Below are 22,729 nucleotides of genomic sequence, written 5' to 3' on the forward strand. Positions count from 1 at the left end.
GTTAAATGAAAGAGTCCGTCTATCGTAAATTGGAAACGCTGGTTGAGCGCCACGAAGAAGTGGAAGCCATGCTGGGGGATCCGGAAGTTATTGGCGATCAAAACCGTTTTCGCGCGTTATCAAAAGAATACTCAGAGCTGGAAGATGTCGTTAAGGCGTTCACTGCCTATCAGCAGGCCCAGGAAAACGTGGCTGCGGCTGAAGAAATGCTGAAAGACTCAGATCCTGACATGCGTGAAATGGCTCAGGAAGAATTCAAAGACGCAAAAGAACAAATTTCAGAGCTGGAAGAGCAACTCCAGATCCTGATGCTGCCAAAAGACCCGAAAGACGACAATAACGTATTCCTTGAAGTGCGAGCTGGTACCGGTGGTGATGAAGCCGCGATTTTCGCAGGTGATTTATTCCGTATGTACAGCCGCTATGCAGAAGCACAAAAATGGCAGGTCGAAGTCGTCAGTGCCAATGAAGGTGAGCACGGTGGCTACAAAGAGGTGATCGCCAACATCAAAGGGGATGGCGTTTACGGCAAGCTGAAGTTTGAGTCGGGCGCACACCGTGTACAACGTGTACCAGAAACAGAATCTCAGGGTCGTGTACATACCTCAGCGTGTACGGTTGCTGTGATGGCGGAAATTCCTGAAGCAGAAGCCATTGAAATTAACCCGTCGGACCTCAAGGTGGATACCTTCCGTGCATCTGGCGCCGGTGGTCAGCACGTTAACAAAACTGATTCTGCAATTCGTATTACTCACATTCCAACCGGAGTTGTGGTCGAGTGTCAGGATGAGCGTTCGCAGCATAAAAACCGTGCGAAAGCGTTGTCAGTACTGGGTGCCCGACTGCAACAGGCTGAAGATGAAAAGCGCCAGGCAGAAGAAGCCAGCGAGCGTCGTAACCTAGTTGGCAGTGGTGACCGCTCTGAACGTATCCGTACTTATAACTATCCGCAGGGACGTATTACGGACCACCGTATTAACCTTACGCTGTATCGCCTCAATGAAGTGGTGGCCGGTGACCTGGGTGCCGTTATCGATCCGTTAGTGTTGGAGTATCAGGCTGATCTATTAGCAGCCATGGGCGACGATTAATGGCGCAATATCCCAATCTTGCTCAGGCGATTGCCTGGGCGAGTTCGCAACTTCAAAGCAGCTCAGAGTCAGCGAAGCTCGATGCCGAAGTGCTGCTTTTACACATTCTTAAGAAGAACCGCAGTTACTTATTCGCGTGGCCAGAAGCCGAGCTGAATGCAGAGCAATATCAATTATTTGAATCACTCATTTTACGTCGAAAAGCGGGTGAACCAGTCGCCCACCTGACGGGGGAGCGTGAGTTCTGGAGTTTGCCTCTGTATGTCAATAACAGCACCCTCATTCCCCGACCAGATACGGAAACCCTGGTTGAGCATGCATTGACCCTACCCCTGCCAGCAGATGCCCGAGTCGTTGACCTGGGGACTGGGACGGGCGCAATAGTGCTGGCGTTGGCTTCGGAGCAGCCTGACTGGCAGCTTATCGGTGTAGACTACTCCCATGACGCGGTAGCCCTGGCAGAGAAAAACCGTCAACGGCTGGGTTTTGAGCATGTGCAGATCTGCCAGAGTGACTGGTTTTCAGCCTTGTCAGAGCAGCGTTTTGATTTGATTGTCAGTAACCCCCCGTATATATGTGAATCGGATGAACACCTGACTCAGGGGGATGTCCGTTTCGAACCTTTATCTGCCCTGGTGGCACCGGAAGAAGGTTATGCCGATATCCGTCATATTACTGAGCAGGCACTGCAATATCTGGCGCCGGATGGCTATCTGATGTTTGAACACGGGTATCAGCAAGCTGCTGGTGTTCAGCAGATTTTTGCACAAATGAACTATCGCAATATACTTACAATAAAAGATATGGCAGGCTGTGATAGGGTGACGATGGCGCAGAAGCCAAAATAATCGTTGCTGGTTATCTAAATTGCCTTGTGCAGGCATTAGGCATAGTGCATTGATACCGTATTGTGGTGAACAGCTCGGTTATCGCCAACCTGCTTCATGATCGTCAGCGCGCGCAATACTGGCGAGATACGAGTACAAAAAGAGTGTTAAGGACTCTCCAATGGATGATTTTTTGTTTTCAGATGAGCCAAGTGATTCGGAAGTACAGGAAAAAAGTGGCACCTGGAAGGTGATCATTGTTGATGATGAACCTGAAGTGCATGCGGTGACCAAGCTCGCGCTCAGCGACTTTGAGTTTCAGAAAAAGCGCCTGGAATTCCTCAGTGCCTATTCCGGCGAGGAAGCAAAAAAGGTGGTTATGGACCATCCCGACGCTGCGATTGTATTGCTTGACGTAGTGATGGAAACGGATGATGCAGGCCTGAGGGTCGCACAGTACATCCGCGAAACTGCCAAGAACAATAATATCCGCATTATTTTGCGTACGGGTCAGCCAGGCCAGGCACCGGAGCGTCAGGTTATTGTTAATTATGATATCAATGACTACAAATCTAAAACCGAACTGACGGCGCAAAAGCTGTTTACCGTGGTGATGTCGAGTTTGCGCTCTTATCGGGATATTTTGTCTATTGACCAGTCTCGTCAGGGGCTGGAAAAAATCATCACGGCATCTCGTAATATTTTTGCTTCTCATTCTATTGACCAGTTTATCGAGGGTGTTATTCAGCAGCTGACTTCTTTGCTGGGCACCGTGGATGAAGCGATTTATGCTACCTCTTTGGTGGCCAGTAATGATCCCAGCAATAGCAGTGATAAACTGGTGGTATTTACCGGCCGGGGTGAATTTGCCCGAAGTGAAGGCAAGCCCATAGAAGATGTACTAGATACTGAGCAAATGGTAGCGTGTCGGCAGGCATTGCAGGACCGAGGGATCGTATACAAGGACAACTATTTATTTGCCTATTGTTCAAGTGAATATAATCACGCCTCTATGCTGTTTGTTTCCGGGATCCCGGAGTTTCTGACTGACACGCAAAAACATCTGATCAAGATTTTCTCGCAAAACGTACAACTGGCGTATGAAAACGTTCAGTTGCAGGCTGAGATTGAAGACACTCAACAAGAACTGGTATACCGCCTGAGTGAAGCACTTGAACAGCGTTCTACTGAGTCGGGAAATCATGTAAAACGCGTTGCCACCATATGCTACGTAATGGCCAAGCACTATGGCCTGAGTTACCGTGAAGCTGAGCTGATCAGGCTGGCTTCGCCGTTGCACGATGTAGGGAATGTGGGTATTCCTGATGCAATTTTAAACAAACCTAACAAGCTTGCGCCAGAAGAATGGGACGTGATGAAATCTCATACTCAAAAAGGGTATCAGATCCTGCGCGACTCGCGTCGTGAAATCGTTAATGCCGGAGCGATGATTGCCCGAGACCACCATGAAAAGTGGGACGGCAGCGGTTATCCGAGCGGCAAAAAAGGCGAGGAAATCCATATTTTTGGTCGTATAGCAGCGATTGCCGATGTATACGACTCTATGCGTCATGAGCGCTGTTATCGCCCGGCATACAGTCTGGAAGAGGTGGTCGAAGAAATTAACAGCCAAAAAGGCAAACACTTTGACCCAAAATTGGTAGACGTATTTAATGAGGTTACAGACGAGCTGGAGCAGATCCTGACTCGCTTACAAGATTGATTTGAAAATTTAATAAGGGGCAATTTTGGATTACATGGCACTTAAACACACGCATGTGATGTTTGCAGTTTTAAGTATTATTTTGTTTTATACCCGCGCTATTTCGCGTCTGGCCAGTGGTAAACTGGCAGCCAATAAAGGGGTCTTCATTGCCAGCCACAGTGTTGATACTGTGCTATTGATTTCTGCGGTATCGCTGGCTGTGATGGCCAGTCTGAACCCGGCACAGCAACCCTGGTTGATGGAAAAAATTGTTTTAGTCATTGCATATATAGCGCTAGGTTTCGTGATTGCAAAATCCACAACAAAAGCCAAGCAGATTGGTGCACTGGTCATGGCAACAGGGACGCTGTTGGCCGTTGGTTACCTTGCCAGTGCTAAAAATGCGCTGATATTATGATAGACATGCGGGCAGCATCGTTGCCCGCTTTCCCTGCTCACTTCGTGAATTTTCCCCAAAATAAAAATCCCCTTGGGAATGTGTTGAAAAATGTTACACTAGCCCATTATGACTATAGACAGTAGAAAACAGTTCGTTATTTATGACTGATATCTGGTTCGATGAACACGACACAAGTACGGATCATTTTTCAACGCCTGCCTTGTTACGTTGTATCTGGGCTGAGCCGCACTGGGATGCTCAAGCAGATACTTCACACACGCTATGTTTGCTCGCTGAGCTGGAGCAGGCTGTTGACGCTATTTGCCATCAAAATGATGACAAACATAAGTGTGTAGATGCACTGCTTGATACGTTTTATACCCAGTGGTTGTTCAGCGGCACGGACCAAAAAGTGCCCGAACACCTGCTCAACAATGTGTGCTATGTGCTTAAAATGCACAGTGGCACCAGTATGGCACTGGCTCTTATTCTGGTGCATTTACTGGAGCGAGCTCGTCTGAACGCAAGCCTGGCCATTAATCAGGGTGATGTGCTGGTTCATATCGCGTTGAGTGATGAAGAGGGGTACATTATCGACCCAAGCTCCGGCCATCAGTCCTGGTATGTGATCCCGGAAAACGGCGACGACAAAGAGCAGGAACCCATGGAGTTGGTGTTTGGCGAGGAAGCGTTTAAGCTCTACCTGGCTCAACAAAAATGGTCCTTTATTGCAGCAGAGAAGTTTGGTCATGCACTGAGCTGTGTCGAGATGCTGATGGAGCTGCTGGGCGATGACCCCTATGAGCGCCGTGACCGTGGCTACCTGCTGAACCAGCTTAATTGCCCTAAAATGGCCAAAGATGACCTGCAGTTTTTTGTCGATGAGTGCCCGGATGACCCGACCATTGAACTCATTCAAAATCAAATCGCAGAACTGGCCGATCACAATAATATCCTCCATTAAGTGAGATCAGCGCACTCTGTATGATGGGATCTCTGGGTCAGTCAGTGACCCGGCAAGGTCCCCAAGCGGTTTTTGTATAATCAAGGAAACAGAGAGATCCTATGCAAGAGAGTAGTGTACTCATTACCAACAATGCCGTTGTGCTTGGCCTGCTGGCCGTCATTCTGGGGTTCGTATTTTATACCTCCAATCTGAAAACCGGGTTTTGGGCTAAGTTTTATCGCTATGTGCCCGCCTTATTGATGTGCTACTTCCTGCCATCTTTATTGAATACCTTTGGCATTGTTGATGGCAGTGGCAATGATGTGTATTCGGTTGCTAAGTACTTTTTACTGCCAGCTTGTTTGGTACTCCTGACCTTAAGCATCGACCTGAAGTCGATTATGGGGTTGGGTAAACGCGCGATTATTATGTTTCTGACCGGCACGGTTGGCGTCGTACTGGGCGGGCCTATCGCACTGCTCGTCACAGCCACGTTTATGCCTGAATTGCTTGGCGTTGCGGGGCCAGAAGCCGTTTGGCGCGGCATGGCGGCATTGGCCGGTAGCTGGATTGGCGGCGGTGCCAACATGGTGGCAATGAAAGAAATATATGGTGCTGGGGGAGAAATCTTTACCATCATGGTGACCGTGGATATTGTTGTTGCCAACTTATGGATGGCTGGGTTGCTATTTTTGGCCGCCAGACACAAAGAGATAGATGCGCGCACCGGGGCTGATACGGCATCGATTGAGCGGTTGATTAACAAAGTACAGGCCTTCGAGGCGGAACACGCTAGACGCCCGGAACTGCAAGATTTAATGTTGCTGATTGCCTTTGCCTTTGGTGCAACCGGCCTGGCACATTTTGCTGCCGATCTCTTAGTTCCTTATTTCGCCAGCAACTTCCCAGAACTGAAAAAGTTTTCTCTACATTCAAAGTTGTTCTGGATTATCGTGTTGGTGACAACCATCGGCCTGGCATTGTCATTTACCAAGGCCCGTAACTTCGAGGCTGTGGGGGCCTCCAAGGTAGGAAGTAGCTTTTTGTACATTCTGGTCGCAACCATAGGTTTGCACATGGACATTACCAAAATAGTTGAAGCGCCTAAATATGTGGTGATCGGCCTGATCTGGATGGCGGTGCATGTGGGACTATTATTTCTGGTGGCTAAACTCATTAAAGCGCCCGTGTTTTACGTGGCCGTTGGCAGCAAAGCCAACATAGGTGGCGCGGCCTCGGCCCCCGTTGTTGCGTCAGCATTCCACCCGGCACTGGCCCCGGTAGGCGTGCTGTTGGCGGTATTGGGCTATGCATTGGGTACCTACGCTGCCTGGCTGTGCGGACAAATTTTACGTGTGATTGGCAGTTAGCCCTGCCAGTTAGCGACTATTTTAGGAAAGACAATGAATACACAGATTATTAAAGTAGCAGACATCGAAGTTGCTAACGATAAACCTTTCGTGCTGTTTGGTGGCATGAATGTGCTGGAATCACGTGACTTGGCAATGCGTATTGCTGAGCACTATGTTGAGGTGACTAGCAAGCTGGGCATTCCTTATGTGTTTAAAGCCTCGTTTGACAAGGCCAATCGTTCTTCTATCAACTCGTACCGTGGTCCTGGTATGGAAGAAGGACTTAAAATTTTCGAAGAAATCAAAAGCACTTTTAATGTACCGTTGATCACTGATGTACATGAGCCGCATCAGGCAGCTCCGGTTGCTGAAGTCGTTGATGTGATCCAGTTGCCAGCCTTTTTAGCTCGACAAACCGATCTGGTTGTGGCGATGGCTAAAACAGGTAATGTCATTAACGTAAAGAAGCCGCAATTTCTGGCACCCCACGAGATGCGTCACATCATTAAGAAGATGAGTGAAGCGGGCAATGAGCAAGTGATCTTGTGTGAGCGTGGCACCAGCTTTGGTTACAACAACCTGGTGGTTGATATGCTGGGAATGGATGACATGAAGCATATGGCACCGGTGATTTTTGATGCCACGCATGCGTTGCAGCGCCCGGGTGGCCGCAGTGACTCCGCGGATGGGCGCCGTGCTCAGGCGGCGGAATTGGCACGCAGTGGTATGGCGTTAGGGCTGGCGGGCTTATTTATTGAAGCACATCCAAACCCAAACGAAGCCAAATGTGACGGCCCGTGTGCTTTACCTCTGGCTAAGCTGGAAGGTTACCTGCAGCAGATGAAAGCCGTAGACGATCTAGTCAAAGGGTTTGCTCCGTTAGATACCAGCGCAGCTGATCTGTAACCCGATAATTACAGGCGGAGCGTGCTCCGCCATTTCCATCAGCCTGGTTCGGAATTTGTGCCATGTCACGACGATTACCCCCATTAAATGCACTGAAAGCGTTTGAAGCCGCTGCCCGGCATCTGAGTTTTACCAAAGCCGCTGAAGAGCTGTTTGTGACTCAGGCAGCCATCAGCCACCAGATCAAGATTCTGGAAGAGCACCTTGGGGTTAAACTCTTCTTACGTAAAAACAGGTCCTTGCTGTTAACGGAAGAAGGACAGGGCTATTTTCTGGACATTAAAGAGCTGTTTTCTCAGCTGATCGATGCCACAGAAAAACTCCTGGCACGGGGAGCGAAAGGCTCGCTGACGGTTAGTCTAACGCCCAGCTTCGCGATTCAGTGGCTGGTGCCCAGGCTGAGTTTGTTTAATGAACTACACCCGGACATTGATGTGCGGATAAAAGCGCAGGATCTGGATGAGAACTCATTGACGGATGATGTGGACGTGGCCATTTATTATGGTCGGGGCAGCTGGAGTGGGGTGCAAACGCATAAGCTGCACACTGAGTATCTGGTGCCCATGTGTAGCCCTTTATTGCTCAATGGCCCCAAGCCGCTGGATCAGCCCAGTGACCTGGCGAATCATACACTGCTTCACGATACCACCCGACGCGCTTGGAAAGCCTGGCTCAAAACTGCGGGGGTACGGAATGTCCCTGCCAATACCGGGCCTATTTTTAGTCACTCTTCAATGGTGACTCAGGCGGCTGTGCATGGTCAGGGGATCGCGCTGGGCAACAGCGTGCTGGCAAAACCCGACCTGGATGCGGGGCGCTTGATCATCCCATTCAGTCACCACCTGGAAAGTAAGAATGCCTATTATTTGGTATGTCGTGAATCGCAGACGGAATTAGGTAAAATAGTGTCCTTCAAAAACTGGATGCTGGAAATGGTAGAGCAGGAACAACAATGACGCAGAGCGAAGTAAAGATTGATATCGAGTGGCACCACGCAGAACAACCTCAGGCGCAGTTGATCCTGGCTCATGGCGCGGGCGCAGGCCGGGACAGCGAGTTTATGCAGGATATGGCCACCCGACTGAGCACCCTGGGGATTACCGTCGGGCTGTTTGATTTTGGCTATATGCAGATAGCTAAGGCACTGGATAAACGCCGCCCGCCAGAACGCGCCCCTAAGCTGTTGGCACATTATCGGGATGTCCTGGGCGCTCAGCTGGATTCCTTGCCTGTGTTTATTGGCGGTAAGTCGATGGGCGGGCGCATGGCGTCTATGCTGGTGTGTGAAGAGAACATTCAGGTACAAGGTGTTTTTGCCCTGGGTTACCCGTTTCACCCACCGGGTAAGCCGGACAAGCTGCGTATTGAGCACTTTGCCGACATCCCTTGTCCATTTGTGGTCCTGCAAGGAGAGCGTGACACCTTTGGTAATCATGCCGAGGTCAATGCTTTGGCTGTGGAAGCTGAAGATCAGAGCTGGCCTGAGCTGGTATGGCTCAAAGATGGCGACCATTCCTTGAAGCCGCGCAAAGCCAGTGGTCTGACAGAGGCGCAAAACCGTCAGCTGGCAGTTGAGGCCATTGCAACTAAAATTGCGGAGATACTCAATGGCTAAGCTATTCTTATTGCTGGGCGGGGCATTTTGTATGCTGTCCGTCATGCTGGGGGCTTTTGCTGCTCACGGTCTGAAAAGCCGTTTGAGTGATTACGCCATTGGCATTTTTAAAACCGGCGCTGAATATCAGATGACGCATGGTCTGGCTCTGCTGGCCGTGGCTCTGCTGTTGAAGTGGGGCGTGAAAGTTCAGCTGTCGGGTTATTTATTTGCGACCGGGATTGTCCTTTTCAGCGGCAGCTTGTATTTGCTGGCGCTGACCGGCGCTAAGTGGCTGGGACCTGTCACACCACTGGGCGGATTGTGTTTTATTCTTGGCTGGGCCTGGCTGCTGTTTCAGGTTGCCCGCCAGCCCTTTTAATTGATTAGAGACTTTTTATCACTATGTCTAGTGTGGTTATTTATTGCCGAAGCGGCTTTGAAAGCGATGCTGCGGCCGAAATTACACATCACGCCGCGTTACATAATGTTGCCGGTTACGTGAAAGCTAAGCCTAATACAGGCTATGTGACCTTTGAGTGCTTCGACCCGGCTCAGAGTGAGCTGCTACTTAAGCAGGTTGATTTTTCTAGCCTGGTATTTGCCCGTCAGTGGTTTGCTGGTGTGCTGTTAAGCAAAATGCCTGTTGAAGACAGGGTGTCTGAGATCAAACAGGTGGTTGGTGATTTTCCTTTGTGTGGCGATCTACGGGTAGAAACTCCGGATACCAACGAGGGCAAGGAGTTGTCGAAGTTCTGTAAGAAGTTTTCGACGCCACTTGCCAAAGCGCTGGAGAAGCAAAATAAGCTGACCCGCGACCACAAGGCTCATAAGCCGGTGTTACATGTGCTGTTTCTGGCTAACGACACGGCGTATGTTGGTTACTCATTCAGTAACAACAATTCACCTTTCTTTATGGGGATCCCCAGGCTTAAAATGCCGGCCGATGCCCCCAGTCGCTCAACACTGAAACTGGATGAAGCCTTCAATGTTTTTGTCGGTAAAGAAAGTGAGCCTGATCGAATCCGCCCTGGTATGCGTGGCGTCGATCTCGGCGCGTGCCCAGGTGGCTGGACCTATCAGCTGGTGCGCCGTGGGTTATTTGTGGCGGCAATCGATAACGGCCCGATGAACGATGATTTGATGGAAACCGGGCAGGTAAAGCATTTCCGCGAAGACGGTTTTAAATACCGCCCAGAAAAGCGCAACATCGACTGGCTGGTGTGTGACATGGTTGAAAAACCAACCCGTGTCAGTGAGCTGATGGTCGACTGGATAGTAAATGGTTTTGTTCGCGAGCTTATCTTCAACCTTAAGCTGCCAATGAAAAAGCGTTTTGATACCGTCTATGAGTGTTTGACGCTGATCCGCGATGAGCTGAAAAAATACGGTGTAGGCTATGAACTACAGGCTAAACACCTCTATCACGACCGCGAAGAAGTGACCGTGCATATTCAGGTACTGAAAGTACCGCAGAATCTTTATAGCTAACCTCTGAGTGGCGGCAATAATGTGATTGTCGCTACTTTCTATAGTTTCAACTATGAATCATGAATCGTAAAAAGCGCGCTTTTGTAGGCTCACGGACATGCACAAGCATTGTTTAAGCTGTGATAGCTTCACTGCAACATTTCGTGCGTTTTAATTTTAAATTCTTATTTATCTCCCGCGATATTAAACACCCCCACATTTGTACACAAAAAAGTGTTGAGCGTGTGCTGTTGGATGGGAAATGAAAACAACCATTGAGAAGGGGGAAGCAGTGTCAATGTTCTTGTGCAAGGCGCACGTTGTAATAAAGAATTTATTGGCCTGGGATAAAAGAGAAAAGTATCCAGGTGTTGTAGCCGGCGCTTTTTGGCTAAATATGGTGATGCAAAGTATTGTTTATTTTGCTTATACATACTCGCCTTTTAATGGACGAGAGGGATTGCTAGACCTCGACACAATTAAAGTCTTGGCTTTGTCAGCTTTTGCTTTTTCAGTGATAATTTTTTATTTCTCAATTAGAAATGAAGAAAAGTACCAACAGGAAGAGTACTGGTTTACGAACAAAAGTGAAGAGGAACAAACATTTATCAAGGTTTCTGTTGGTTGTTTTATGTTGATTACTTTTTTTACTGGTGTTATTTCGGTGGTTTACCACACGTAGCGTGCGCTCGAAATAGGCAAAGTCACAACTAGGGTGAATTTCTCATTATTCAACTCTCAATAAACTAAATACGGTTGGTAAGCCTGCCAGGCTGGAGTGAGCAGGCCGGGTTTATCAGCGGCAGTTGTCAAAATGCGCGTGTAGAGGTGTGTTGCCACAGTGGTTGACCCGGTTACCTAATGTGTTAATACTGGTTTGTCGATTACATTAAACAAGGACGACGCAGTGACACAAAAAGCGACACTCTATTATTTATGCGGCAAGATGGGGGCTGGTAAATCCACTCTGTCACGCCAGCTGGCTCAGGACCATCAAGCGGTTGTGCTGTCTGAGGACGACTGGCTGGCAGCGCATTATCCGGCTCAAATAAATACCTTCGATGATTACATCGAGAAATCTCGCTTAATCAAACCCTTTATCAAAGCTCATGTACAAAACCTGTTGCAACTGGGGCTGAATGTGGTGATGGACTTTCCGGCCAACACCCGGCGACAGCGCGCCTGGTTCGTTGAGCTGAGTGAAGCGGTACAGGCCGAACATCAGCTTTACTACCTGGATGTCAGTGATACACAGTGCCTGGCACAATTGGCAAAACGCCGTATTGAACAGCCAGCGCGAGCACAGTTTGATAACGAAGCGGTGTTTTATCAGGTTAGCCAGTATTTTGAACCACCTGAGGCAAGTGAACATCTGATCTTAGCTCGCACGGAAAACATCAATGAGAGTTAGATTTATACTGCCAGTGACGCTTTTACTTTTGAGTTGTCATATAGCTAGTGCTAATGTGCCTAGGTTGAATAAACTGCAGGGCGAGTGGATTACGGTTGATGCTGGCCCGAGCCACAAAACGACTCAGGTTTGTGAGTTTTTTGAAAATACACAGCGTACATGTATTATCGAAAAGGCTTCTTTTTCTGCCAAGTTCGGGGAAGCACATATAAATAAAGTAACAGGGACCTGGCGTCTGGACGGGGAAATGCTCACGGTGACGGAGACGTTGACTCTCTCATCTGTGACGCATTAGTTTCAGTTTAAGGTGAAAAGCATCACCGCAAGCCAGTTAGTATTGGTTTCTGAGCACGATGGCACCACAACCTGGCACAGAGCGAATCACTGAGTATGACTTTGGATAACTACATACTCGTTGTTCAGTCTGTCAGCTGTTGATCCAGTGCCGTCAAAGTCTCATCTGCACCATCAAAATCAAAACCCTCAATCTGGGTAAACAGTTGTTCTGCCAACGCTTGTTGAGGGGTCCCGCTGAGCGCCTCGAGCAGTGTGTCAGCCCGGTCGCTGGCATCCATATCAGAATCACTGATCATACCTTTGAGCTCCGCGAGTAAGGCCGCGATATCAATATCCTGATGTGCGTTTGCTGGGAGACTTGTTTCGCTGCTGTGTTCACTGGCTTGCAGCTCATTCAATGACAGCTTAATTGCATCAATAAGTGCCGTCAGGTTGATCAATAGCTCATCCAATATGGGTTGTACAGGTGCATTGTTGGCACTGGCGGTTTCTAATTCAGCGGCCAGCTGTGCGACCTGGACTGCCCCAATATTACCAGCGCTGCCTTTGAGCGTATGGGCACACCGCATCGGTCCCTGTGGATCAACATCTGTCTGTGCTTGCGCGTCGGTGAAGGCGTGTGCGAATTGCGCCTGTTTGTCACAAAAACGCATCAGCAGCTTTTTGTACAGGGCTATGTCGCCTTCACTGATGGTGAGTCCTGCCTGGGTATCCAGCCCGGTAATCGTCGATAAGTTCCCTGGTTCATCTGGTTTTACTGAAGGCAGACGTTCGCTGCTGGTGGATATATTCGTTGGCTGTGCTGGGGTTATCCAGCGAGCGAGTGTGGCGAACATTTTGCGTGGATTCAGGGGTTTTTCAATGATGTCATTCATGCCACACTCCAGCGCCTTTTGACGATTATCGAGCATCACACTGGCGGTCATAGCAATGACTGGCAGGTCCTGCCATCTGGTCTGTTGACGGATAGCTTCGGTCGCGCTGTAACCATCCATCACTGGCATCTGGCAGTCCATGAGCACGCCGTCGTAATCACGCTGTTGCAGCATTTCCAGTGCCAGCTGACCATGTTCAGCGACATCAACCCGAATGCCATTTTTTTCCAGTAAGGCAATGGCCAGCTCCTGATTTAGGTCATTGTCCTCTACCAGCAGTAAGTGAGCGCCAGCGACAGAATCGGGCTGTTCATCAGTGGTCGTATCGTGTTGCTCGTAGGTACTTGTGTCGCCGAACAGACTGAGCAGGCAGGCGGCAAGCGGCTTGGGGAAAACTGGTTTTGATAGGGTATAGTTGACATCGGCTTCTTTGCTATCTCCGTTATGATTCAACAGCACAATGGGCAGCTTTGCGCGCAGCGGGTCGGGTAAAGCATCCACACAGCGGCTGTCTGCCAGAATGAATTGGGCGTTCACCAAAGCTTCTGCATCTTCGTTGAGGCAGTCTTTGCTGACAGGCTCTGCGCTGATCTCAAAGGCGTGCAGATAGCGTTTCAGGGTCGCCGCGGCATACTGATTGTCATCGACAATGATGGCATGCTGCACGGACAATGCCGGCAAAGTTGCGTTGTTGCAGTCACACAGTTGCACTACAATCTCAAACGCAAAAGTACTGCCTTCACCGGCAATACTCTGGCAGCTGATCTGACCGCCCATCAGCTCCACCAGCTTTTTACAGATGGCGAGCCCCAGACCGGTTCCACCATATTTACGGGTTGTTGAAGTATCCGCCTGGCTGAAGGATTTAAACAGTTTTTGCTGTTGCTCCTCGGTCATACCAATGCCGGTGTCTATGACCGCAAATGCCAGTGTGAGGGTTTCTTTGTCGCCTGCCTGTGGCGATACATCAATGATCACATCACCACCTTCATCGGTGAACTTGATGGCATTGCTACCTAAATTTAACAATATTTGTGAGATCCGCAGTGGGTCGCCTATCAGGCGTGCCGGGATCCCAGGATCCAGCATGACACACAGCTCAATGTCTTTTTCCCGGGCTTTGATGGCTAACAGATCAATGCTCTGAGTGAGGGTTTCTTCCAGGTCAAACTCGATGGCTTCAATATCGAGTCGGCCAGCCTCAATTTTAGAAAAATCGAGAATATCATTGATGATCCCAAGGAGTGACTCTGCACTGCGATTGATCTTCTCCACATAGTTGCGCTGCTGACGATTCAAAGTCGTTTGCAGTGCCAGGTAACTCATACCAATGATGGCGTTCATGGGGGTGCGGATTTCGTGCGACATATTCGATAAAAAGTCAGATTTAGCCTGAGTGGCACTTTCCGCTTTATCTTTGGCTTTTTGCAGGGCTACCTGTAGCGCTTTGGCGTCGCTGATATCCATGTGGATCCCAAATACTTCTTTGCCGTCTGGGCCATGTTTGGCCACAACACTGCGGCCAATGCTGAGGATCCATTTCCAGCTACCATCGGCACATTTCATCCGCATTTCATGGCGAAAGGTATTGCTGTCGCCCCGCGCATGGACCAGTAATGCGTCTTCGGTGGCACTCAGATCATCGGGGTGAATGAGTTGGTGCCAGCGGGCAATACTGGGGCCATAGCGCTGCTCAAGCTCCTCACACTGGTAGCCGAGCATTTCTGACCAGACCTCATTGGTGATCAGCTGGCCACTGCTGATATCCCACTCCCAGGTGCCGGCGTTGGCACCAGACATTGCCAGTTCCAGCCGTTGTTCCGCTTCTTTGAGTTCGCCATAGGACAAGGAATTGGCCAGAGCCACAGCGAGGTGATTGGCAACGACACGTAATATCGCGCGCTGTGCCCGAGTGAGCGCGTGCTGATGGTTAAATTGCAGGGTAAACACGCCCAGTACCTCACCGTCGACTACGAGCGGAGCACAAAAAACACTTTGCGTGGCAGTGCCATTAAGATTGTCCGCGGCATTCAGCGCCAGCTTCTGCCAGTCCTGTGGACTGGCAGCATACACTTGGGTGGCTTCTTGGACACAGTACACGTCGGCACCGCGGCTGGTGGTGAGTTTGCTGATCAACGCTGAAAACGGCTCATCATCCTGCACGGCATAGATGTAATCAATAGACTGCTGGTCACGGTGATAAATACCCACCGCGCAAAACTCGCAGGGTAAAGTCTGTTTTAAGTGCTGATAGATGGTTTCACAAATGACCTTCATGTCGTAAGTTGCGGCGACTTCTTTACCTACTTCACCCAGTACCACCAGGTCCTGAGTGCGCTGAGCAACTTTTTGTTCCAGTTTTAAGCTGGCCAGACGCAGCCTGCGCTCTCGGATGTGCACTATGGTGACAATCGAGATAATGAGCACAGCAGGTAACAGTACTTTAAACCACAAGGTTTCATACCAAGCTGGTAGCGAAATGATCTGTAGCCCAATCGGAGTGTCATTCCAGACACCGTGATTATTACTGCCTAATACTTGTAACACGTACTTGCCGGGTGGCAGTGATCGATAGCTGGCACGGGGCGTATCTGTGATGGCACTCCAGTCGGTATCGTGTCCCAATAACTTATAGCGGTAGCGATTATCCTCAGTCGCATGGTAATCCAGCGCTGCAAAATGTACGGCCAGATTTCTGTCTCTATGGGTAAACTCAATGCCGGTATCGAGTTTGTCCAGCCGTTCGCCATCCAAATCGGCATGAGTAAAAACCATCGGCGGCGCAGAGATGTTGACATAAACAGTAAGCGGGTTAAATCCGGTAATGCCGTCTATGCTGCCAAACAGGATCTGTTCATCAAAGGTCACAAATGAGCGTGCCAGGAAGTGGTTGTTACCCAGTCCATCATGGGTGGTAAACTGATGAAAGATCCCACTCAGCGGGTCAAGCTGAAATACGCCGCCAGAGGTTGCCAGCCACAACAGTCCCAGCTCATCAGCAACAATGGATTTCACTGCAAAATTGGCTTGTGAGGTGGTATTGTTAAAGCGCCGAAACTGCCCCTGATCGAGTGCATAACGGGTAATGCCGTTATTGCTGGCAAACCACAGGTCACGGCCGCTCTGAATACCCTGATTAATATGGCGACCACCCAGGCTAGTGGGGGTGTTATCGGGCAGATAGTGCTGTATTTGCGTTAAGTCCGGGCTCAGGCGAAACAGGCCATCCCCGTCACTGCCTACCCAGACCTGGTCATCGCTGTCAATCAACACAAAAGTGGGGTCTGTATTGGGTAAGAAATGCTGTACTTCACCGCTAGGTGGATGCCAGCGTGTGACTCTGCGTTCACCGGCAATGATTAACCACAGCCATCCATGAGTATCAAAATTAATATAGTCGACGGGGGAGCTCTCTCGCACGCCTGGTGGCATAAAGGGCGTTAAAACACGATTTAGCTCATCAACTTTAAACAGCCCAAAATTGGTACCGGCATAGAGCTGGCTATCCGTGTCCCGGTTGAGGTGGTGTACTCTGAGCCGATAATCGCCCGTCAACTCCTCGGGCGAAGCAAACGGGGTAAATTGTCCATGGCCATCAAAATGCACCAGACCGCGACCGGTGCCAAGCCACACGCCATCTTCAGTGGCCTGAGTCATACTCAGTACCTGATTAAATAATCCGGAAAGCTGCTGGTCTGCCAAAAAATGATGCCAGGCCTTAAAGGCGGGGGGGTGAGGAAAGACTTTAATGACCCCGGAATAGCGCGTTGCGGCCCACATCAGCCCGGTCTGATCAATTAACACCTGCCGTACGTCACGGTTTTGCAATAAGGCCAGCTTGCCATCTTGTGCGGTGGGAATGAACTTGTCCTGGATTGGTGAAAAGCGATAGATACCCGCAAAGGTCGATAACAGAATGTCACCCTGATGGTGCAACAGACTGGATACGCTCGGCAGGTTGTGTTCATTGAGCTGATAGGTATGAAAACGCTGTGTGTCCGGATCAAAGCGGCCAAAGCTCGTGCGCGTGGCTACCCACAGTCGGCCATCGGCGGCAACGGAAACCTGCCTGATCTCAGGATGGTCGAGTGAGTGGGGTGCCATTTTAAATGCACTAAACTGGCCACTTTGGCGGTTAAGTCGGTAAAGTCCATCTGAGGTACCACACCAAATATTGCCCGCATTGTCCTCTGTAATACTCCATACCCGGTTATTACCCAGGCTTGCGGGGTTGCCTGGCTCATGGATAAAACGCTCAAATCCGCTGCCATCTGCTTTGAGACGGTTAAGACCGCCGCCATTGGTACCAATCCACAGGCTGCCATCCGCACTTTCAAATAGGGCCTGCACTTTGTCTGCCCCAAGAGACTGTGCATCATTCGGGTTATGACGAAAGTGCTGAAATCCTAGCTGAGCCCCTAAAAACAGATTCAGGCCACCGCCCCAGGTGCCAGCCCATAAACGGCCACGGGTATCAAATAGTAAGACACTGACACTGTCAGCAGACAGTGAGTGAGGATCGTTCGGATTGTGTTTAAAGTTACTAAACTGATAGCCATCATAGCGTTTAATGCCGTCGGCGCTGCCAAACCACATAAACCCTTGCTGATCTTTACTTACAGCGTAAATCTGCGGGGTATTCAAGCCATTATAAGTGGCGATATTCTCAATTTTCAGTGTCGTGGCCAGCACTTTTTGAGCGAATAGCACACACAAGAGCAATTTCACCGCTAAACTAACAGTGAGTGAAAAACCGTAGCGCAGTGTTTGGGTCAGGCATAAAACTGAGGTGACGGGCATAGCGTTGGCCTGCTGGCTGGTCAGTTAATTCGTTGTACAAATGTTAGACAGATAATAATAACATGTGCACAATAACAGCAAATAAATTTTCTGACCTTGTATCACCTTAACTGTGCCGGCCTCATCGGGAGGCAGTTGGCTTTAGGAGAGAAGAATGGACAATGGCAGTGCAGTAACCACTATGACCATCCTGGTTGTTGAAGCGCACGAGACCATTCGCTCTATGGTGGCTAATATTGTGACCGGTCTTGGGCGGGTCAATGTGTTACAGAGCCCCAATGGTGCCGATGCACTCGATAAACTGCAATATCAGGATATTCACCTCATTATCGCCGACTGGATGCTGCCCAAGCTGGCGGGGATCGATTTATTAAAAGAAGTCCGGAAAAACCCTCGTACGGCTGCTATCCCGTTTGTCATGACTGCCACTTCTATACAGCAATCTCAGGTACTACAGGCCATTAAATGTGGCGTGTCTGAATATGTGGTAAAGCCTTTTTCCAGTAAAATCATGCTAGAGCGGCTGCGCAGAGCACTGAATAAACCCGTTCGGCCTTACCACGGCGAAATGGGCGAAGAGGAAGCGATCGTAGAGCAACCCATTCAGGTGCTGGTGGTCGATGATGTCGCAGACAATGTCAAAATTATTGGTGATGTACTGCGTAAAGAGTACAAGGTTAAAGCCGCGCTGAGTGGCGCAAAAGCCTTGCAGATCTGCGCTGCAGAACCGCAACCCGACCTGGTCTTACTGGATATTATGATGCCGGGTATGGATGGGCTGGAAGTATGCCGCCGCCTCAAAGACGACCCTCATACTCAGCATATTACCGTGATTTTTTTAACCGCGCTGGAACAAACCGAGCACGTTGTACGGGGGCTTGAGCTTGGCGCGGTCGACTACATTACCAAGCCGGCAAACCCATCTGTGGTAAAGTCTCGGGTCAGGGCCCATTGCCGTAATATTGAATCGAATCGCCTGATGCGTGCGCAGATAGATGCGATGCTGAATAATGCCAGGCTGCGGGACGAGTTTGACAGCTTGACCCAAACGAACCTTGCAAAACCGGTGTCGGATATTCGCAGTTCAACGGCGCTGCTGGCACGGCACATTAAAGATCCGGAGCGAGCAAAGCGGTATCTGAGCTATATTCAACATAGTTGTTTGCGTCTTCAGCATGCCATGGACAGCATGTCGGCACTGGCAAAAATTGAAGCGAATGAGTATCAGCTCAACCCGTTCAATCATCCCCTGCACAAAGTGCTCGAATCCGTGCTGGAGGACTTGGCTCCGTTGGTTGAAGAACACAAAGTTCAGTTACGTACGGTGGTGTCTAAAGATCTCATGTTTTTTGGTGAGCCGGCGCTGTGTTATACCTTATTTCATAACCTCATCACCAATGCACTTGAGGCGGTCAATGCTAAGCCCTTGGTGACTATCAGTGCGCAGCCAGCGGAGCAGCAGCTGACGGTGATCATTCAAAACCCGGACCCAATACCGGATGGCGTCAGAACACGTTTCTTCGATAAGTTTGTAACTTTTGGTAAGCCTGACAGAGCAGGGGTAGGCACTTACACCGCCAAATTACTTGCCGAAGCGCAGCATGGACAGGTAGCGTTTAATACTGATGAGCAACGCGGTACTGAGGTGACGGTGAGTTTGCCGTTAGGGGAAAAGGCGAGTTAGCCTCCCGAGCTGTTGATGTTAGCCGGGAGGAAAGTACTGGGAGTTAATTGCGATATTTAGGGCGATAATTCTCGACCCACAATTTCGTAGCCCCGCACACCGCGGCTGGCATCACAATCAGATTTACTATTGGAATGCTGGTCAGCACCATGACAGCAAACCCAAAGCCATACGACAGGCCCTGATGCGCTTTTAAGGTATCCTTCATCTCTTTGAAAGAGATTTTATGATTATCAAAGGGGTAGTCGTTATACTGCACATTGTACATCCAGCACGAAAACAACACCCAAAGTATCTGACCAATCAGCGGTAGCATCCACAACAAGATGAAAAAGCCAATGGCACGCGGCAGGTAGTAAACCAGCTTGCTCCATTCGCGCCCCAGCATACGTGGCACATCCTTGACTAAATCGGCAAAGCCGTCATCGTTAATCTTTTGCCCGGTGAGAAACAGTTCGACCTTCTCAGACAGCAAGCCATTGAATGGCGCAGCGATAAAGTTAGTGATCACCGAAAATACCAAACTGTAGCTGAATAAAATCACCAATATGGCAATCGGCCACATTAGCCATTCCAGCCAGCTGAGCCAGTCAGGTAACAAGCCATTAAGATAAGCAAAACCTTGTGTCAGCCAGTCATACAGGAAAAACAATGAGCCGCCAAACAGCATCACATTGATAAGTAGTGGAATAAACACAAAACGTTTAAGTCCTTTTTGGCTTAACAATGAAAAGCCGGCGACAAAATATTCCATCCCCTTGGTAAGTTGCATTGAGATACCTCTGTACTGAAAGTTCTGCCTTCATTATAAATCCGGGCAACATAAAAAGGGCAGTCTAATCAGTAACAAATTGTGCATGCTGTGCCATCTTATTGTGTTTTAGTTAGTTTTTTGAGTTGCTGGTGGTTTTGCTAAGAGCTCAGGCTGGTCCGGATAGAATTAATTTGCAGATTATTGCACTTTGCTGGTTGAAACCGCATCTGCTTGCCTATACATTCAAAATATCGTCCTGAGGGAGTTTGCCCATGCAATCGCGTTTTTGGTTATTAGCATTGTGTCTGATGGTGTCACTGACAGTGAACGCCGCTGGCAGCAGTGTGTCAGTCAAAACCACGCAGCTGGCAGAGCTTTTAACCGATCCGGACAAAGATAAGTTAGACAGTGATCTTGATATTCCTTTACCTGGCGCAGCCAAACAGGAACTTATTCAGCCTGTCCGTGATTTTCACGATACTGTTAGCTTATACCACCCGTTTACTCACTATCATCAGGGGATCCGAGCCCCACCTGTTGCCGTTTAAGCCACTCATTTTTAATTTGAATTTGCACGTCTGCGAGACAGGTCGTGCTGTGATGTGCTTAAAGTCAGCGCAGCTGTTTTGACAGCTAAACGACTGACAATTACCAATGTGAATACGCTTAGCCAAAGGCAAGCATCAATCGATTTGTTTAGTTGAGATTGATCCGTTGCCTGGCTGTCAGTGATAACGCACCTTGGTATATTCCCGAAACAGAGGTGAATAATGAATACGTTTAACAGACTCAATACGCTTGATGTGACCACCGACATGCCCGTACAGGCTAACCCATTGATAAATGACGTTGATAACAATGGACTTGATCGCTTGTCTGTATCTGCACAAAAATACATGCACAATCTGGATGGTCAGAATTCAGTGTGCCTGGACCCGGATACCAGTGTTGATGAAGCCACGCTGGTGCTGAACAAAACCCATGTGGCCTCAATGTTTGTCGCTCAGGATGGCGCATTACTGGGAATTATTTCGCAAGCCCGGCTAGGGAGTCGGCATATTTTAAAAGAAGCCCAGTTGAGAGGTTGTCAGCGCAGAGAGCTGGTCGCTACCGATGTCATGCTGCCATTGAAAACGCTCAAGCAGGTGAGTCTGACTGAACTGCGTACCGCGAGCGCTGGTGATGTACTGGTGACCATGGAAGCGCATGGCCTCGATTACTTATTGGTGACAGCGCCTGAAACCGGTCAGATTTGCGGTTACTTTGATTTGGTCGAGTTGATCAAGGCAGGTGGTCGTTCTGTTAATCAGCTGCGGCCAGCCGAACACTTTAACGACATTGTGGTGTCTTTGTTGCACCACAGTGAGCTGTAATTCCAATCAGTGCAGCCCAACAGATTTATTTCCTAAAGTTAATGTAAATTAACGCCAAGGCACCTGCGGGTGCCTTTTTTATTATTCTGGAAACTTAACGCCGTGGCGTTTGGCGTACCAGTAGCACAAAGGCAATTCAATCAGAGTAAAGGTAATAACGGTAAACCAGGCCCAATTGACCTCGAATAAGACCAGAGAAAACGACAACCCGGAGTTGTAGTAGACTGAGCCGACAATGGCCAGCGAGACGATGGTTGCGATCAAATCCTGAATAGAGACCTTTTTTAGATCATTACCAGCGTAACGAGGGTAAATGACAAAGTAGGCCAAACATAAAATGATGACGTTGAGCAGGATGACCTGAAGTTCAATGGACATAAATACAGCTTATAGGTATGAAGAAGTCCCTATTTTAAGGTGTGCAACGGGACTTTGGCAAGCAAGCTGATGGATGACTCTGCCTTTTCTGTGCCATTGCGGTTATACTTCGCAGGTAAACCAATGAGGTAGGTATGCTGTCGAAAAATCAACAAAAGCTGCTCCGTGCTCTGGCGCAAAAAAAATATCGAAAACAACATGGTCTGTACCTGGTACAGGGGGCCAAAAATGTTCAGGAGTTGCTCATTGCAGGCAAGCCGGTTAAACACCTTTTTGCCAGCGCTGATTTTATTGCCGACAATCAGGCTTTGTTGAAAGGTCATGACGTGGTGCTGTGTGATGAGGCTGAGCTGAGTAAGGTCAGCACGTTGGTCAGCAACAATGCGGCCATTGCCGTTGCCCAGACAGAGCCAGAGGCAGAGCTGAACACGCAAGGGTTGGTCCTGGCGTTGGATGATGTATCCGATCCGGGCAATCTGGGCACCATTATTCGAGTTGCAGATTGGTATGGTCTGAGCCAAATTGTGCTCAGTGAGCACTGTGCGGATCATCTGAATCCGAAAGTGATCAGTGCGACCATGGGCTCTTTTGCGCGTGTTGCGGTGATCAGAACGGATCTGTGTGCATTACTGAAAGATTATGATGGCCCGGTTTATGGGGCTTTTTTAGCAGGTGAGAGCGTGCATACAACGCCTTTTGCTGCACGTGGCATACTTGTAATGGGCAGCGAATCTCATGGCATTAGCGATGCAGTGGCGCAGCATGTCAATCAGCCCATTACTATTCCGGCATTTGGTGGTGCAGAGTCACTGAACGTGGCGATGGCGACGGGGATCATTCTTGATAACATCAAACGCCACAGCTAA

General features: G+C 49.2%; 20 protein-coding genes. 17 read left to right on the forward strand and 3 right to left on the reverse strand.

All coding sequences use genetic code 11. The annotated features are described in order from the left end of the window. The first annotated feature begins 5 nt into the window (after positions 1-5). From prfA to AT705_RS16390, 13 genes are all read left to right on the forward strand, one after another. Complete coding sequence (gene prfA, locus AT705_RS16330; RefSeq protein WP_010386540.1) at positions 6-1,091, forward strand: peptide chain release factor 1; 1,086 nt, start codon at positions 6-8, stop codon at positions 1,089-1,091. Next, a complete protein-coding gene (gene prmC, locus AT705_RS16335; protein ID WP_058797381.1) occupies positions 1,091-1,939 on the forward strand; it encodes a peptide chain release factor N(5)-glutamine methyltransferase in 849 nt (282 codons plus the stop codon). The genes prfA and prmC overlap by 1 nt, the downstream gene beginning before the upstream one ends. 160 nt (positions 1,940-2,099) lie before the next feature. Beyond that, positions 2,100-3,641, forward strand: coding sequence for a DUF3369 domain-containing protein (locus tag AT705_RS16340; protein WP_058797382.1), 1,542 nt, complete (start codon positions 2,100-2,102; stop codon positions 3,639-3,641). Positions 3,642-3,666: 25 nt separating this feature from the next. Then, positions 3,667-4,041, forward strand: a complete 375-nt coding sequence (locus AT705_RS16345; protein WP_058797383.1) for a SirB2 family protein — start codon at positions 3,667-3,669, stop codon at positions 4,039-4,041. Between the two features lie 142 nt (positions 4,042-4,183). Then, positions 4,184-4,987 carry a tetratricopeptide repeat protein gene (locus tag AT705_RS16350; RefSeq protein WP_058797384.1) on the forward strand — a complete coding sequence of 268 codons (804 nt, stop codon included), beginning with the start codon at positions 4,184-4,186 and terminating at the stop codon, positions 4,985-4,987. Between the two features lie 101 nt (positions 4,988-5,088). Then, positions 5,089-6,339, forward strand: a complete 1,251-nt coding sequence (locus tag AT705_RS16355) for a DUF819 family protein (protein WP_058797385.1) — start codon at positions 5,089-5,091, stop codon at positions 6,337-6,339. Between the two features lie 33 nt (positions 6,340-6,372). Continuing rightward, the gene (kdsA, locus tag AT705_RS16360; protein ID WP_010386533.1) at positions 6,373-7,227 is read left to right on the forward strand and encodes a 3-deoxy-8-phosphooctulonate synthase; all 855 of its coding nucleotides are present in this window, start codon (positions 6,373-6,375) and stop codon (positions 7,225-7,227) included. A 62-nt stretch (positions 7,228-7,289) separates the two neighbouring features. After that, positions 7,290-8,183: a transcriptional regulator GcvA gene (locus tag AT705_RS16365; RefSeq protein WP_058797386.1), complete on the forward strand. Its 894-nt coding sequence runs from the start codon at positions 7,290-7,292 to the stop codon at positions 8,181-8,183. Further along, the gene (locus tag AT705_RS16370) at positions 8,180-8,842 is read left to right on the forward strand and encodes an alpha/beta family hydrolase (protein WP_058797387.1); all 663 of its coding nucleotides are present in this window, start codon (positions 8,180-8,182) and stop codon (positions 8,840-8,842) included. The genes AT705_RS16365 and AT705_RS16370 overlap by 4 nt, the downstream gene beginning before the upstream one ends. Continuing rightward, a complete protein-coding gene (locus AT705_RS16375) occupies positions 8,835-9,203 on the forward strand; it encodes a DUF423 domain-containing protein (protein ID WP_058797388.1) in 369 nt (122 codons plus the stop codon). Before AT705_RS16370 ends, AT705_RS16375 begins: the two co-directional genes overlap by 8 nt. Before the next feature lie 23 nt (positions 9,204-9,226). Continuing rightward, positions 9,227-10,312 carry a 23S rRNA (cytidine(2498)-2'-O)-methyltransferase RlmM gene (gene rlmM, locus AT705_RS16380; RefSeq protein WP_058797389.1) on the forward strand — a complete coding sequence of 362 codons (1,086 nt, stop codon included), beginning with the start codon at positions 9,227-9,229 and terminating at the stop codon, positions 10,310-10,312. Positions 10,313-10,553: 241 nt separating this feature from the next. Continuing rightward, positions 10,554-10,973: a hypothetical protein gene (locus AT705_RS16385; RefSeq protein ID WP_058797390.1), complete on the forward strand. Its 420-nt coding sequence runs from the start codon at positions 10,554-10,556 to the stop codon at positions 10,971-10,973. A gap of 225 nt (positions 10,974-11,198) precedes the next feature. After that, positions 11,199-11,702 (forward strand): AAA family ATPase, encoded by a 504-nt coding sequence (locus AT705_RS16390; RefSeq protein ID WP_082669020.1) that lies wholly within the window; start codon positions 11,199-11,201, stop codon positions 11,700-11,702. 419 nt (positions 11,703-12,121) lie between these two features. Here AT705_RS16390 and AT705_RS16400 read toward each other — a convergent pair whose 3' ends face one another. Further along, positions 12,122-17,674, reverse strand: coding sequence for an ATP-binding protein (locus AT705_RS16400; protein WP_058797392.1), 5,553 nt, complete (start codon positions 17,672-17,674; stop codon positions 12,122-12,124). Positions 17,675-17,828: 154 nt separating this feature from the next. Here AT705_RS16400 and AT705_RS16405 point away from each other — a divergent pair, with 154 nt between their 5' ends. Further along, positions 17,829-19,358 (forward strand): response regulator, encoded by a 1,530-nt coding sequence (locus tag AT705_RS16405; RefSeq protein WP_058797393.1) that lies wholly within the window; start codon positions 17,829-17,831, stop codon positions 19,356-19,358. 43 nt (positions 19,359-19,401) lie between these two features. Here the strand turns inward: AT705_RS16405 and cysZ are convergent, their stop codons facing one another. Then, entirely contained in the window at positions 19,402-20,130 is a 729-nt protein-coding gene (cysZ, locus tag AT705_RS16410; RefSeq protein WP_058797394.1) for a sulfate transporter CysZ, read from the reverse strand. 254 nt (positions 20,131-20,384) lie between these two features. Between cysZ and AT705_RS16415 the strand changes: the two genes are divergently transcribed. Continuing rightward, positions 20,385-20,660 carry a hypothetical protein gene (locus tag AT705_RS16415; protein ID WP_058797395.1) on the forward strand — a complete coding sequence of 92 codons (276 nt, stop codon included), beginning with the start codon at positions 20,385-20,387 and terminating at the stop codon, positions 20,658-20,660. A 222-nt stretch (positions 20,661-20,882) separates the two neighbouring features. Further along, a complete protein-coding gene (locus AT705_RS16420) occupies positions 20,883-21,485 on the forward strand; it encodes a CBS domain-containing protein (RefSeq protein ID WP_058797396.1) in 603 nt (200 codons plus the stop codon). 81 nt (positions 21,486-21,566) lie between these two features. Here the strand turns inward: AT705_RS16420 and AT705_RS16425 are convergent, their stop codons facing one another. Further along, the gene (locus AT705_RS16425; protein WP_058797397.1) at positions 21,567-21,863 is read right to left on the reverse strand and encodes a hypothetical protein; all 297 of its coding nucleotides are present in this window, start codon (positions 21,861-21,863) and stop codon (positions 21,567-21,569) included. A gap of 134 nt (positions 21,864-21,997) precedes the next feature. On the opposite strand from AT705_RS16425, the gene AT705_RS16430 reads away from it, so the two are divergent. After that, on the forward strand, positions 21,998-22,729 hold the full coding sequence (locus AT705_RS16430) for a TrmH family RNA methyltransferase (protein WP_058797398.1): 732 nt from the start codon (positions 21,998-22,000) through the stop codon (positions 22,727-22,729).

It is taken from the genome of Pseudoalteromonas rubra (genome assembly GCF_001482385.1).
Lineage (GTDB): Bacteria > Pseudomonadota > Gammaproteobacteria > Enterobacterales > Alteromonadaceae > Pseudoalteromonas > Pseudoalteromonas ardens.